The 14,299-nt window shown below is 62.5% G+C and carries 13 protein-coding genes and 1 pseudogene; 9 read left to right on the top strand and 5 right to left on the bottom strand.

Going from position 1 to position 14,299, the window contains the following annotated elements:
• Window positions 1–93 precede the first annotated feature (93 nt).
• The 7 genes from PQQ95_RS23330 to PQQ95_RS23300 all read left to right on the top strand — a co-directional run bounded on the left by PQQ95_RS23330 (window position 94) and on the right by PQQ95_RS23300 (window position 6,776).
• Window positions 94–1,020, top strand: coding sequence for an ABC transporter ATP-binding protein (locus PQQ95_RS23330; RefSeq protein ID WP_408441192.1), 927 nt, complete (start codon window positions 94–96; stop codon window positions 1,018–1,020).
• Window positions 1,017–1,778: an ABC transporter permease gene (locus tag PQQ95_RS23325; RefSeq protein ID WP_093633049.1), complete on the top strand. Its 762-nt coding sequence runs from the start codon at window positions 1,017–1,019 to the stop codon at window positions 1,776–1,778. Before PQQ95_RS23330 ends, PQQ95_RS23325 begins: the two co-directional genes overlap by 4 nt.
• Window positions 1,779–2,097: 319 nt before the next feature.
• The gene (locus PQQ95_RS23320) at window positions 2,098–3,126 is read left to right on the top strand and encodes an ABC transporter substrate-binding protein (RefSeq protein ID WP_408441189.1); all 1,029 of its coding nucleotides are present in this window, start codon (window positions 2,098–2,100) and stop codon (window positions 3,124–3,126) included.
• Window positions 3,123–3,971, top strand: a complete 849-nt coding sequence (locus PQQ95_RS23315) for an ABC transporter permease (protein ID WP_408441186.1) — start codon at window positions 3,123–3,125, stop codon at window positions 3,969–3,971. The genes PQQ95_RS23320 and PQQ95_RS23315 overlap by 4 nt, the downstream gene beginning before the upstream one ends.
• A 56-nt stretch (window positions 3,972–4,027) precedes the next feature.
• Window positions 4,028–4,804, top strand: a complete 777-nt coding sequence (locus tag PQQ95_RS23310; RefSeq protein WP_408441364.1) for an ABC transporter ATP-binding protein — start codon at window positions 4,028–4,030, stop codon at window positions 4,802–4,804.
• A gap of 55 nt (window positions 4,805–4,859) precedes the next feature.
• Window positions 4,860–6,275, top strand: coding sequence for an amidase (locus PQQ95_RS23305; RefSeq protein ID WP_408441184.1), 1,416 nt, complete (start codon window positions 4,860–4,862; stop codon window positions 6,273–6,275).
• Between the two features lie 210 nt (window positions 6,276–6,485).
• Complete coding sequence (locus PQQ95_RS23300; protein ID WP_408441181.1) at window positions 6,486–6,776, top strand: hypothetical protein; 291 nt, start codon at window positions 6,486–6,488, stop codon at window positions 6,774–6,776.
• 99 nt (window positions 6,777–6,875) lie between these two features.
• On the opposite strand, the gene PQQ95_RS23295 is transcribed toward PQQ95_RS23300, so the two are convergent.
• The 4 genes and pseudogenes from PQQ95_RS23295 to PQQ95_RS23280 form a co-directional block, all read right to left on the bottom strand.
• A complete protein-coding gene (locus PQQ95_RS23295) occupies window positions 6,876–7,760 on the bottom strand; it encodes an SDR family NAD(P)-dependent oxidoreductase (protein WP_408441178.1) in 885 nt (294 codons plus the stop codon).
• Between the two features lie 163 nt (window positions 7,761–7,923).
• Window positions 7,924–8,997 (bottom strand): annotated as a pseudogene (gene ribBA / locus PQQ95_RS23290) (bifunctional 3,4-dihydroxy-2-butanone-4-phosphate synthase/GTP cyclohydrolase II); the annotation flags it as partial.
• Window positions 8,998–9,048: 51 nt separating this feature from the next.
• Window positions 9,049–9,852, bottom strand: coding sequence for an enoyl-CoA hydratase/isomerase family protein (locus tag PQQ95_RS23285; RefSeq protein ID WP_408441175.1), 804 nt, complete (start codon window positions 9,850–9,852; stop codon window positions 9,049–9,051).
• 20 nt (window positions 9,853–9,872) lie between these two features.
• On the bottom strand, window positions 9,873–10,823 hold the full coding sequence (locus tag PQQ95_RS23280; protein WP_408441173.1) for an alpha/beta hydrolase: 951 nt from the start codon (window positions 10,821–10,823) through the stop codon (window positions 9,873–9,875).
• A gap of 286 nt (window positions 10,824–11,109) precedes the next feature.
• Here PQQ95_RS23280 and PQQ95_RS23275 point away from each other — a divergent pair, with 286 nt between their 5' ends.
• The gene (locus PQQ95_RS23275) at window positions 11,110–12,291 is read left to right on the top strand and encodes a helix-turn-helix transcriptional regulator (RefSeq protein WP_408441171.1); all 1,182 of its coding nucleotides are present in this window, start codon (window positions 11,110–11,112) and stop codon (window positions 12,289–12,291) included.
• 102 nt (window positions 12,292–12,393) lie between these two features.
• Here PQQ95_RS23275 and PQQ95_RS23270 read toward each other — a convergent pair whose 3' ends face one another.
• A complete protein-coding gene (locus tag PQQ95_RS23270; protein ID WP_408441168.1) occupies window positions 12,394–12,744 on the bottom strand; it encodes a VOC family protein in 351 nt (116 codons plus the stop codon).
• Between the two features lie 341 nt (window positions 12,745–13,085).
• Here PQQ95_RS23270 and PQQ95_RS23265 point away from each other — a divergent pair, with 341 nt between their 5' ends.
• Window positions 13,086–14,240, top strand: coding sequence for an LLM class flavin-dependent oxidoreductase (locus PQQ95_RS23265; RefSeq protein ID WP_169485085.1), 1,155 nt, complete (start codon window positions 13,086–13,088; stop codon window positions 14,238–14,240).
• Window positions 14,241–14,299: the final 59 nt, after the last annotated feature.

Raw genomic sequence — 14,299 nt, 5'->3', positions numbered from 1 at the left:
CACGCTTGCCCACTTTCAATTACATTGCGGGTGCGGCTGCGTATTCGCACCGCTCCTTCCAATCCAATACCGGTGTCTGCCATCGTCGAATCCATGCAGCCAATCGTCTCAGTCACGAATCTGTCGAAAACCTACGCCACGGGTTTTCACGCACTCAAAAACATCAATCTGGCGATCAACCGCGGAGAAATCTTCGCCTTGCTGGGGCCCAACGGGGCGGGCAAAACCACCCTCATCAGCATCATTTGCGGCATCGTCAATGCAAGCGTCGGCAGCGTGACGGTTGACGGCCGCGACATCGCAACGGATTATCGCGGCGCGCGTTCGTTGATCGGCCTCGTGCCGCAGGAGCTCACTACCGACTCGTTCGAAACCGTCTGGGCGACTGTCTCGTTCAGCCGCGGCCTGTTCGGCAAACCGAAAAATCCCGCTTATGTCGAAAAGGTATTGCGCGATCTGTCGTTATGGGAAAAACGCGATAACAAGATCATTACGCTGTCGGGCGGCATGAAGCGCCGCGTGCTGATTGCGAAAGCGCTCTCGCATGAACCGCGTGTGCTATTCCTCGACGAACCCACCGCGGGTGTCGACGTCGAGTTGCGCCGCGATATGTGGAAGCTGGTGCGCTCGCTCACCGCTAGCGGTGTGACGATCATTCTCACCACGCACTATATCGACGAAGCCGAAGAAATGGCCGACCGCATTGGCGTGATCAATGCAGGCGAGATCATGCTGGTGGAAGAGAAGACGGAGTTGATGCGCAAACTCGGCAAGAAACAGTTGACGCTGCAACTGGACAGTCCGCTCGCGGAAGTGCCTCCGGCACTAGCCGGATATGGGCTGGACGTCGCCAAGGGCGGCAATGAGTTGATCTACACGTATGAAGGCGAGGGTGGCCGCACCGACATCATCGCGCTGCTCAAAGCGCTCGACGACGCCGGCATCCGCTTCAAGGACCTGCATACCACGCAAAGTTCGCTCGAAGACATCTTCGTCAGTCTGCTCCGAGGTCAGCAATGAATATCTACGCAATTCGCGCGATCTATAAGTTCGAAATGGCACGCACCTGGCGTACCCTGATGCAAAGCATCATCGCGCCGGTGATTTCCACTTCGCTTTACTTCGTGGTGTTCGGCGCGGCGATCGGCTCACGTATCAAGGAAGTGGACGGCATCAGTTACGGCGCGTTCATCGTGCCGGGGTTGATCATGCTGTCGTTGCTGTCGCAAAGCATTTCGAATGCATCGTTCGGGATTTACTTTCCGCGCTTTACCGGCACGATCTATGAATTGCTGTCGGCGCCGGTGTCGTATCTCGAGATCGTGGTGAGCTATGTGGGCGCGGCGGCCACCAAATCGATTCTGCTCGGCTTGATCATTCTGGCTACCGCCGGCCTGTTCGTACCGTTGCAGGTGCAACACCCGTTCTGGATGATTCTGTTCCTGGTGCTGACCGCGGTCACGTTCAGTCTGCTCGGTTTCATTATCGGCATCTGGGCGGATAGCTTCGAGAAACTGCAGCTCGTGCCGCTGCTGATCATCACACCGCTCACGTTCCTCGGCGGCAGTTTCTATGCGGTCAATATGCTGCCGCCATTCTGGAAGGTCGTGACGCTGTTCAATCCGATCGTTTATCTGGTGAGTGGATTTCGCTGGAGCTTTTATGGCCTTGCCGACGTGGATGTCGGCGTGAGCCTCGGAATGACTGCGCTGTTTCTGGCGGTGTTTCTCGTGATCGTTGCATGGATCTTCAAGACCGGATACCGGCTCAAGAGCTAACCGCCTTGACGCGAACCGGCTTGTTGCCGGTTCGCTGACGACATACTTCAACTGACGCGGTGAGCAGCGCAGCAGCGCTGATTTCATTCTGTTTTCCTCTACATAATTAAAAGCTATGTTTAGGCAAGGAAAACAATTTTTGAACAATGATGGCGCGGCGCTACGCTTGGTGCGTCACTCATCGTTCACGCCGTGTATGACTCGGGATTCGCTGACGAAGGAATTTTGAGCGATTCACAATTCAGGTGCATGGCTGGTGCTGAGTGGTGCATCCGCACGCGGTGCGTGTGGTTTTCGATCTCCATTCAAGGAACCGCTCATGTTCAACGCACTGACACGCCGCGTCGCGGCAACGGCTGCCGGCACGCTGCTTTCAACCACGCTCGCGGCCTTCGCCGCGTTCGCCGCGTGCGCGTCCCCCGCCGCCAACGCGGGCACGCTGACGATTGCCCACACCACCTGGGTCGGCTACGGCACGCTGTACCTCGCGCGCGATCTCGGCTACTTCAAACAGGAAGGACTCGACGTCGACCTGAAGACGATCGACGACGCCTCGATCTACATGGCGGCGCAGGCGTCGGGCAAGATCGACGGGTCCGCCTCGACCGTGGATGAAGTGATGAAATTCCGCTCGCCGAATTTCTGCTTCAAGAGTGTGATTGCGCTCGACGAAAGCTTCGGCGGCGACGGCGTGCTGGTGGGCGACGGCGTGAACAGTTTCGCGGACCTGAAAAAGCAGCCGATTGCCATGAGCGAGGGTTCGGTGTCGCAATTCTGGCTTGCCTATCTGCTGAAGCAGCGCGGCATGTCGATCAAGGATATGACGATCCAGAACATGAGCGCCGATGACGCCGCGAGCGCCTTTATCGCTAAACGCGTGCCGGCCGCGGTGACGTGGGAGCCGCATCTGAGCTTCGTGCGCGAACACAAGCAGGGCAAGGTGCTGATCGACAGCTCGGCCACGCCCGGCGTGATCGTCGACGTCGTGACCTTGAATTGCGACATCATCAAGAACCGTCCGAAGGACGTCCAGGCGCTGGTGGACGGTATCTACAAGGCCGTTGCTTACACCAGGGCCAACCCTGAGAAGGCTTACGCGATCATGGCCAAGGGCGTGGGCGGCTACCTGGCCGATCCGAAGGCCTTCGCCGAGGCTGCCAAAGGCGTGCGTTTCTACGATCAACCGATGAACGTCGGCCTGCTCGGCACCTCGGCAAAGCCGGGTTCTGTCGAGAAAGTCATTACGCTCGGCAGCAGCATCTGGAGCGATCTGGGCAAACAGAAAGTCGCCGTTGACTACGGCATGCTCGTCGATCCGACCTTCGCCAGCGCAAAGGTGCCGCAATGAGCACGACGCTGCCCAATTCCGCGAAAGCGCCATCCGCGGCGCAGCGGCGCGGCCCTTCACTGCTCAGCGTTTGCCTGACGCCTAAGGCCGACGTGCCGAGATCCGTGTTGGTCGGGGTCGGCATCGCGGTGTGGCTGGTCGTATTGGCCGGCTGGTCGCTGCTGACCTACGGGAACCTGATTTCTTCGATGTTCCTGCCTTCGCCGGGGGCGGTGCTCGACGCCGCACAACGGCTGTACGAGGATGGCACGCTCGGCGAACACGTGTTCGCGAGTGTCCGCGTCGTGCTGATCGGTTTTGCGATTTCGTCGCTGTTCGCGATTCCGATCGGCATGTTGATGGGCACGTTTCGCATCGTTCAGGGCGCACTCGAGCCGATCGTCAACTTCATGCGCTATTTGCCGGTCACTTCGTTCGTACCCCTGTTCATCCTGTGGATCGGAATTGGGCTGGAGCAGCGTGTGACGGTGATCATTTTCGGCACGTTCTTTCAGCAACTGGTAATGGTGGCCGATGTGTCGCGAGGCGTGTCGAAGGAACTGCTCGACGCATCGTACACACTCGGTTCGTCGCGCCGTGACGTGTTGTTCAACGTGCTGACGCCGGCCAGTGTGCCGGGGATTTTCGACACCTTGCGCGTGACGATGGGATGGGCATGGACCTATCTCGTGGTCGCCGAGCTGGTGGCGGCGTCGAGCGGGCTTGGCTATCTGAGCATGAAAGCGATGCGGGGCTTTCAGGTCGACGTGATTTTCATGGCGATCGGCATTATCGGGCTGCTCGGTCTGGTTACCGATCAGGCGTTTCGCATCCTCAAACTGAAGGTGGCTCCATGGGCGCAATAACTGCATTGGCGAGGCGGCCGGAGGCGGCCGGGCAGGTGGAACCGTTGCATAAGCCTATGCCCGAAGCGAAGTTGCGGGCGATCGATGTCGACCTGCACTACCCGAACGGACACGGCGGCACGACGATCGCGCTCGACAAAGTGTCACTCGACGTGCCGGAGAAAGAGTTCGCGGTGATCGTCGGACCGTCCGGTTGCGGCAAGTCCAGCTTGCTGTATCTGGCCGCCGGGCTGGCGCAGCCGACAGCGGGCGAAATCGTGGTGAGCGGGCGCACCGTCACCCAGCCGGGCGCGGATCGTGGCATGGTGTTTCAATCGTACACGCTGTTTCCGTGGCTGACGGTGCGGCAGAACGTCGAATTCGGTTTGCGGCGACGACGGATGCCTGCAAAAGAGCGCGCGGAAATCGTCGCGCATTACATCGACGAAATCGGCCTGAGCCATTTTGTGGATGCTTATCCGAAGCAGTTGTCGGGTGGCATGATGCAGCGGGTGGCGATTGCGCGTGCGCTCGCCAACGATCCCGACGTGCTGCTGATGGACGAGCCGTTCGGCGCGCTCGACAGTCAGACTCGCGCGCAGATGCAAAAGCTGTTGCTGCGCGTCTGGGAGCGCACGCATAAAACCGTGCTGTTCGTCACGCACGATATCGACGAGGCGATCCTGCTCGGCGACCGTGTGTACGTGATGTCGGCGCGGCCCGGGCGCATCAGGGAGCGGCTGGAGATCCCGATCGAGCGGCCGCGTTCGCTCGACATGGTGATGGACCCTGGCTTCATCGCGATCAAGCGGCGCGTGCTGAGCCTGCTGCACGACGGCGACGCTGACGACTAAACGCACGCGGCATGCGAAACTGACGAGCGTCCCCACCACGGAGCCGAGAGCCACCATGTCCGTCGATTTGAGTCTCATTGAGCGAAGCGCGTGCGAGATCGTCGATCTGTTGCGCGAGGAGGCGGTCAGTCCGCATGATCTGCTCGATACGCTTGCTGTGCAGGTGGAGCGCGTCGAACCACAGGTCAACGCGCTGCCCACGCTGTGTTTCGAGCGCGCCCACGCCCATGCTGATGTGCTGCTGAAGAAGCCGGTTGGCGAGCGCGGCCTGCTGTGCGGGCTGCCGGTGCCGATCAAGGATCTGACCGATGTTGCCGGCGTTCGCACCGCACGGGGTTCGCTCGTCTATCGCGATCGTATTCCGGAAGTATCCGATACCGGTGTGACGATGCTCGAAGCGCGCGGTGGCGTGGTCTACGCGAAATCCAACACGCCGGAGTTCGGCTCGGGCGGTCATACGTATAACAGCGTGTTCGGCGTGACACGCAATCCGTGGGACCTGTCGCGCTCCGCGGGCGGTTCGTCCGGCGGCGCGGCTGCCGCGTTGGCGTCGGGCACGGCGTGGGTCGCGCAGGGCTCCGATCTGGCGGGGTCGTTGCGCACGCCTTCGGCGTTTTGCGGCGTGGTGGGCCTGCGCCCGACGCCGGGGCGCGTGTCGTATGGCCCGGCCGCCAATCCGTACGACACGTTGGGCATTCATGGACCGATGGCGCGCAACGTGACGGACGCGGCGCTGCTGCTCGACGCGATGTGCGGCGAAGCCGATTGCGCACCGTTGTCGTTGAGCGAACCGGCCACCTCGTTTCTGGAACATGCGCGCAGGCCGCAGCGCCCGGCGCGTGTCGCGTTCAGTGAAGGACTGGGTGTCGCGACAGTCGAGCCTGAAATTCTTGCGATCTGCCGCAAGACGATGGACCGGCTGGCAGCCGCAGGTATCGGCGTGGACGAAAGCGATATCGATCTGAGCGCGGCGCCTCAGGCGTTCCATACGCTACGCGGGATCTCGTATGCAGCGAATTATGAAGAGGTGCTTGCGCAACATCGCGACGTGCTGAATCCGAACGTGATCTGGAATATCGAGTTCGGTTTGCAGGTGGATAACCATGCGATGCGCGCGGCGCATCGCACGCGCGGCCTGCTGTTCCACGAGATGAACGCGCTGCTGCAACGCTATGACGTGCTGATCTGTCCGGCTTCCATCGTGCTGCCGTTCCCGGTCGAAGCGCGCGATATCCGCGACGCAGCCGGCCAGCACTTCGATACGTATATCGATTGGCTCGCGATCACCTACGCGTTGACGCTCACCGGCATGCCGGTCATCGCGATTCCATGCGGGATGAGCGCCGGCGGTTTGCCGGTCGGCATCCAGATCGTCGGTAAGCCGCGCGGCGAGGCTGCGCTGTTGTCCGCTGCGCGCGCGATCGAAGAGATCATCGGAACGTGGTTTGTGGGTAAGCCACAAACGGCCTGACGCGTTCCCGCACGCCCTCAGGCACTTCGTCAGGCAATCCCCTTAGTCCATCCGGACGATGCCCGCACGCGTCGAATCGCCGTCAATGACGGTATGAACCTGGAACGGTGCGACGGGCGCTTCGTTAGCCGTATCGAGGCGCACAGCGGCGCGGCAGCCGTCGAGGCCGCGTATAGGGACGGGGGAGAGCGTGATGCGGGAGGGCTGTAAATGAAAACCAGAATTCAGCGGGATGGACTGATTGCCGGCGTACTGGTGGCGATCGGCGTGGTCGGCGTATCCGTGCGCCAGCTCTACGAGTGCGCCTGGAGCGACGAGTTTCCTGGCATGGTGTGCACGGCCGGGTCGTCGCTGTCGTTGTTTCTGGGAATCACCGGATTGGCTGCGCTGGCTGGACGGATCTGGGCCCGCCGCTCGGGTGCGGACGAGCAGTGCTTCACGTTCCTCGGCGCGGTGGGTGGCGCAGCGGTGGTGTATGCGTTGGTGGTGACAGGCTTCTAATCGCGGGTCCAACAGGACCAGACAGGAAGCCGTGCGGCACAGCACGGCACTCAGCGCTACTGTGCCGCGCCATACGTGCCATACCTGCCGCGCGACGACTCAGGCCACAATCGCCGGATGCGCCTGCACCGGCCCACCCAATGCCTCGCGATGCGAAGGCGGCTGGCGGCCGTCGAGCTCGGTGATGCCGTACTCATGCGCAAGCTCCGCACCGACCAGTACCAACCCTGACTTTTGCTGACGGCGCGGGTCGCGGTATAAGGCATCGATCAGGCGTCCCGTGAATTGCGGCGTCTCCGCGAGTTCGCTAAAACCCGCATATTGTTCGGGATGCGCAGCGATCACGCGTGCAGTGCGCTCGGTTTGCAGCATGCCCATCCAGATGGAAACTGCCGCAACGCCATGCGGTTTCAGATCGACGGCCATGTCTTTGGCAAACTTGTCGACCCCCGCTTTTTGCGCGCCGTACGCCGCGCCGTGCATATAACAGCTCGCACCGAACGACGAGGTGAACGCAATCAGCCCGTCGCCTTGCGCGGCCATCAACGGCGCGGCATGCCAGCTCGCAACATACGCGGAGCGCAGGCCGACATCGAGAATATCTACGAGCGCTAGCGGCTTTTGCCAGAACGGCGCCGGGCGAATCAGGTCATCGTGCAATGCCGTGGCATTGTTGACGAGAATGTCGAGGCGCCCGCTGTTGTGCCGGATGTGGTCGAACACTTCCGCCACCTGCTGGTCATCGGCGTGATCGCAGGTGAGGGCGATGCCTTTGCCGCCGAGCTTGTCGATTTCGATTGCGGTCGCGTGCACCGTGCCGGGCAATGGCGCATCGCCTTCGCGCTGCGTGCGCCCTGTCACGTAGACCGTTGCGCCAGTCGCGGCGAGCGCAAGCGCGATACCTTTGCCGGCGCCACGCGAGGCGCCGGTGACGAGGGCTACGTAGGGCTTATTGAGCTTGTTGGGCTTGTCAGGCTGGATCATCGAGGATTCACCAAGAGGGGGCTTCAAGTTCATATGACGCGGACTGAGCATGGGCATGCGCCGCCGCGGTGGACCGAAGCGGTGTGGACGTTCGCGGCGCGCCATCCCTCAGCGCGGCAGTCGTTCGTTCGAACGCATGCGGGTTATCCAGATCCGCTTCGCCGAGGGGAATGAAGGCCATGATCTCCAGTTCGTGCCCGGACAGTGCCGGCAGCCTGAACGGACTCGACAGCACATTTAGTCGACGCACGCCGAGGTCGCGCAGAATTTGCGAGCCAATCCCCGAGAGCCGGCCGTCCTTGCGCGCCGATGTGCCGTTGCCGTTGTTGCTGTTCATCGCATCGGCCCGCATGTCGCAATCGAGCAGCACCGCTACGCCGCAACCGGCCGCGTCAATTTTTTGCAGCGCGGCGTGTAACGGCCACGAATGTGCGGACGGTTCGGCATCGAGCAGGTCGAGCAGCGAAAAACATTCATGCACGCGCGTCAGAACCGGTACGTTGGGTAGAGGCGTGCCGCGCACCAGCGCGAGATGCGTGGATTGACGCACCGTGTCGCGATACTGAATGGCGCGAAACGGTCCCCACGGCGTCTGCAACGGCCGCTCGCCCACACGCTCGACGAGCGACTCGTGCGTGCTGCGATAGTGGATCAGATCGGCGATCGTGCCGATCTTCAAGCCGTGCAGTTCGGCGAATTCAATCAGTTGCGGCAGACGCGACATGGTGCCGTCGTCGTTCATGATTTCGCAGATCACCGCGGCGGGCGTCAAACCCGCCAGCGCGGTGAGGTCGCAGCCGGCCTCGGTATGTCCGGCGCGCACCAGTACGCCGCCTGGCCGCGCCGCAATGGGGAACACGTGGCCCGGTTGCACAAGATGGTCGGCGCGCACATCCGCGCGAATCGCAGTGCGGATCGTATGCGCGCGATCGGCGGCGGAGATGCCGGTGGTGACGCCTTCCGCGGCTTCAATGCTGACCGTGAACGCGGTGCCGTATTGCGTGCCGTTCTGTTCCGCCATCGGCGGGAGCTTGAGGCGTGCGCAGTGCCCGGCGCTCAGCGTCAGGCAAACGAGGCCGCGGCCAAAGCGCGCCATGAAGTTGATCGCTTCGGGCGTGACGTGGTCGGCGGCAATCAGCAGATCGCCTTCGTTCTCGCGATCTTCCTCGTCGACCAGAATGATCATGCGGCCTGCTTTCAGTTCGGCGACGATTTCGTCGGTAGTGGCGAGTTTCATGGGTTTATCCCTGTGCTGCTGTTCCTGTCGCTGCATATAGAAAAAACGCGCTCAACGTGCGCCGGAGCCGAATGCGGGCGCGCGCTTGTCGAAGAAGGCGTCGATGCCTTCGCGGAAATCGCTGCCGGCTGCGCAGTGCAGAAAGCTGCGCTGCTCCGCGTACAGATGCTCGGCGAAGCTGCGCTCCGGCGCATGCTGGATCAGATTCTTGGTGTGCGCGAACGCGTCCGGCGAGAGGGCGCCCATCCGCTTTAACAGCGCACGCGTTTGCGCGGCGAGGTCATCGTCCGGTACGACCCAGTTGACGAAGCCCGCGCGCAACGCTTCGTCGGCGGTGTGCCGTTCGTCGAGATACATCCATTGCGCGGCCTGCTTGGCGCCGAGCGCACGCGGCAGCGTATAGGTCGCGCCGCCATCGGGCGAGGTGCCGATGCGGCCATACGCCGACGTGAACGTCGCGCTCTTTGCAGCGATAGCCAGATCGCAGGCCGCGACGAGGCTCAAGCCGAAACCCGCCACGGCGCCGTTGACGCTGGCGATCACCGGCTTGCGTGAATTCGTGACGGCCTCGGCCACGGTTTGCGCGAGCCGCACGAGCTTGCCGATCGAGCGGTCGCGTACCACGGGTTGGGCGTCGAGCGCGACGCGCATGGTCTGCAAATCGCCGCCTGCCATGAAGGCGTTGCCGGCGCCGGTCAGCACGATCGCGCGGATTTCGTCGTGATGAGCGAGCCGTGCGAGCTTGGCGTTCAATTCATTTGCCATGGCTTCGTTGAGGGCGTTCAGTGCCTCAGGGCGATCGAACGTGAGCGTCGCGATGCCGTCTTCGGCCGCGAGGCGGATCAATGCAGTCATGTCTTTTCTGGTCAGCGGAGTCAGGTGTTCTGGGCGTACAGCGCATGGCGTAGGGTTCGCGCTGCCATCGTGAGCGTATGGTCGGCGGCATCGAGCACGCCGAGCAAACTCGCGAAGCCGTGCATCTGCCCCGGCCAGCGCAGATGGGTCGTGAGCACGCCCGCTTGCGCGAGGCGTGCCGCGTAGTGCTCGGCCTCGTCGCGCAGCGGATCATATTCAGCGCTGATGATGGTGGCGCCGGCCACGCCCATGAGATCCGTTGCGGCGAGTGGACTGGCGAGCGGATCGGCGCGCTGGGCCCCTTCCGCGAAATACTGGTCTTTGAACCAGCGCATCATGTCCGCCGTCAGGAAATAGCCGTCGCCCATCGATTCGTATGAGGGATGCTCGCTCGCGCAATCGACAACCGGGTAGAACAGCAACTGATGCGCGATATTCACGTCGCTATGGCGCAACTGCTGCGCCGCCACCGCGGCGAGATTGCCGCCCGCGCTGTCGCCGGCTACGGCAAGCGCGCCGGGGCGCACGCGCAAATCGCCCGGGTTGGCGGCGGCCCAGCGCACGGCGTCGCACGCATCGAGCGCGGCGGCCGGAAAACGCGCTTCCGGCGCGAGCCGGTAATCGACCGATAGCACGACCGTTCGCGCGCGTTGCGCCAGACAACGGCACAGGTTGGCGTGGGTGTCGAGCCCGCAGGAAACGAAGCCGCCGCCGTGAAAGAAGACGGTAAGGGGCAGGCGGCCGTTGTCATTGCCGCCTTCGGTCACCGGCCGGTAAAGGCGCGCGGCAAGCGGGCCGCTTGCGGTCGGAATCGTCAGATCCTCTTCCGCCGCGACGGGGTCGCCGGGCGCAAAACCGCCGCCCGCGGCGAGCATCGCCCGGTAAGCGGGTGCGCTGAGTTGCGCGAAGTCGAGCGGGGGCATGCCGGCGAAAGCGGCGAGCACGGCCTGCGCCTGGGGATCGAGCGCCATCGGGTCTCCTGAGAAAACGGTCATCAAAACGGGCTATACCGGGAATAAGCGAGGCGGCCGTGCAGACCGCAAATCGGGCCGCAAATCAGGGCATTCCGCGCGCACGCCGCAACACTGAATGCATTGAATCGCGGCGGCTTTAAGGGAGCATCGTCCGATTGGACGAGAGTTCGTTCGCACGCTCAGCGAAACTTCCGCGAGCTAAGTACTTCCCCCGATGCCAGCAAACAGATCGGCCCTTAAGCTTGGCGTCGCGATGCGAAATCGCTTGGAGGACGGAGTGTTGATGGAGACAAAATGGGCCCCTGAAGAGGGCCAGGCCATGAGTGAACTGGCCGGGGTGAGCGTCGCGCAGTTCAGCGAACTGGCTGCGCGCATTTATCAAGGGGCGCTGGAAAGCACGCCGTGGGCGAGCGCGCTCGAACTGATCCGCACCTCGCTCGGGGCGAGCTATGTCACCCTGATTCTGCGTTCGCCGTCGAGCGACCGGCGCGGCCTGATGGTGCATGCGTCCGAAATGGGGTCGGGTGTGCCGGGCGAGGCGTCGTACAACAACTACTACTATTCGCTCGACCCCTTCGTCGGTTTGCCGGCGGATCGTGTGGTCACGGTGGACGAAGTATTCGGCGACACGGGTTGGCTCACCAGCGAACTCTACAAGCAGTTCCTGAAGCCGGCCGATATTCGCTACATCATGGGCGCGGATCTGCGCACGGAGTCCGGCGTCGAATGCCGGTTTCGCGTGTGCCGCAGTCATGCGTCGAAGCATTTTTCCGCACGCGACAAGGCGTTTTGCGCGCTGTTGCTGCCGCATTTGCGGCGCGCGGTCGAACTGCATTCGCGGCTCGATATCGTGGAGTCGGAGCGCACGCTGTATGCGAGCGCGATCGACCGGATGCTGGTGGGCACGGTGACGCTCGACGAGAGCGGCGCGATCATGCGCACCAACAGCGTGGCCGATGAGATTCTTGCGCAGAGCAACGGCCTGCGGATCGTACACGGCAATGTCGAGGCGACCGACGCGCAGGAGAACCGCAATCTGCAGCGTCTGGTGCGTCATGCGCTGATGGGGCACTTCGGCACGGCGGCGCCGATTGTCGAAGCCATGCCGATTACGCGCGGTTGCGACAAGCCGAAACTCGGCGTGCTGGTGCGCACGATTCCGCTCTCGGACTGGTCCGAGGACAACAAGCGCCGCCCGGCGACGGTGCTGTTTTTGCGCGATCCCGATCGCAAATCGCAGGGCTCGCAGGAGATCGTGCGCAAGCTGTTCGACCTCACGCCTGCCGAGACCTCGCTCGCGTTGCTGTTGACCAATGGGTTGACGCTGGAAGAAGCGGCCGACGAATTGGGCATCAGCAAGAACACCGCGCGGGCGCATCTGCGGGCAATCTTCTCGAAGACGGGCGTGACGCGTCAGGCGACGCTCGTGCGTATTCTGCTGGGGAGTGTGGTGCCGCTCGGCTGATATCCGGCGAATATCCGCTGACGTGGGGTTTAATTGGCCTGATTTGAACCAGGCCACCGGGCGTGCCGCATTTGCATCAAACGCGGCACGCCCTCCAACGCTTCAAACCACGCGCTTTTGCGACAACACCAGCAACGCACCGTTCTTGTCCTCCAGCACCGCGCGCAGTTCGTGCGGCCCTTGCTGCACCGGCACGCGTACTGACGCACCCGCTGCTACGACACGCGCCATCGCGGCATACAGGTCATCGTTTTCGTCGATGCGAAACACCAGCGCCGCGCGCTCGACGATCCGTTCCTCACCCGCCACCAGCGCGATGCTCAGCGCCCCGCCATCGAGCGCGCAATAGCGTTCGCCATCGCGGAACTTCACCGTCAAACCTAGCCCGTCGACAAAGAGCGGCAGCGCCGCATCGATCGTGTCGACCGGGTACAGCATCATCGAAGCCTTCATTGCATTGCACTCCCATTCGTTGAGCAACGTTGTATGGCCGTTCGATCGTAGCGTCGCAGGCGCGCGCCGTGCGAGGTCCAATCGGACTAGCCGGAGTGCAAAAACACGGTGACATGCACGCGGAAATGCATGTGGGAATGCACGCCGAAACGCGGCCCGGGCGTGCCTTCGGCCAAAGCCTCTACACCAAAGCGCACACCGTTAATCCAAATAGACGATGCCGGCCGGCACGCGCGAACTGAAACTTCATTCCGTGGACCGTCACGATCATCGCCGGAATCGGTGGATCGGGAGCGGACCGCCCGTTTCAGCACAGTCCAAAATTCATGGAGACGCACGCAATGAAGTTTTCTCTGATTTACGAAGCCCAGACCACGGACGCTTCGCGGGAAGGCGATCACCGGGTATTCAAGGAGACCGTCGAGCAGGCGCTGCTCGCCGAGCAGATGGGTTTCGATACCGTCTGGTGCGTCGAACACACGTCGCTGACGAACTACGCGCATATGAGCGCCCCGGAAACTTTTCTCGCGTATCTGGCCGGCCGCACGACCCGCATCGGCCTTGGCCACGGCGTGATCTGCCTGCCGCCCGCAATGAATCACCCGATCAAGGTGGCCGAACGCGTAGCCATGCTCGACATTCTCTCGGGTGGCCGCGTGCATTTCGGCGTCGGCAAAGGCGGCAGCCAGCAGGAAGCGGGTGCATTCGGCTACGACCTCGCCGAGCTGCAACCCATGATCGACGAATCGATGTACCTCGTGCCGAAGATGTTCGTTCAGGACGAGATCGAGCACGACGGCAAATACATCAAGATTCCTAAACGGCCGATTCACCCGAAGCCGTTTCAGGACCCGCATCCGCCGATGTACATGGCGTGCACCAACAACGACGGTCTGCTGCGCGCCGGGCAACGCGGTCTGGGCGCACTGGTGCTCGGTTTCGGCGGCCCCGACGAAGTCGCGAAGAAAAACGCGCTGTATCGCGAAGCATGGGCGACGCGCAAGGCCGAGGACCAGGTCGGCTTCCGTCCGACGCAGCATCTGGCCGCCCTGTGCCCGACCGTCGTGCTGAACGACGGCCAGCAGGCCCGCAAGATCGGCATTCGCGGTCAGCGCTACTTCATGGAGTCGCTGGCTTACTGGTACACCGGCGGCGAGCGTCCGAACCCGGATAGCTGGGGCGATGACCTCGTGAAGGGCAATACCGGCGAGATGGTGATCCGTTCGCGCTTCGCGTCGGAAGAGGTGGTGGTCGATTTCAGCGATCCGGCGCTTTCGATGATGAACCCGAATCACGCCTACGGCACCGTCGACGATTGCATCGGCTATGTGGGCCGGTTGATGGAAGCGGGCGTGGATGAAGTGCTGTTCCTCTGCCAGATGGGTACGGTGTCGCAGGAAGCGCAGCTCGAAACGATCCGCAACATCGGCGAGCACGTGATTCCGTACTTCAACCGTCTGAAGGCTGAGAAGCAGAAGGCGCAGGTCGCTGCATAAGGTTGCCGCATAACCGCGGGCGAGGCAGGCGTCGCTAGTCCCTTCAGACGATGCGACGC

Origin of the sequence: Paraburkholderia caffeinilytica (genome assembly GCF_046030355.1) — a bacterium.
GTDB classification, from domain to species: domain Bacteria; phylum Pseudomonadota; class Gammaproteobacteria; order Burkholderiales; family Burkholderiaceae; genus Paraburkholderia; species Paraburkholderia caffeinilytica_B.
Note: the sequence above shows the minus strand (reverse complement) of the source record. Positions and strands in the feature narration are given on the sequence as shown.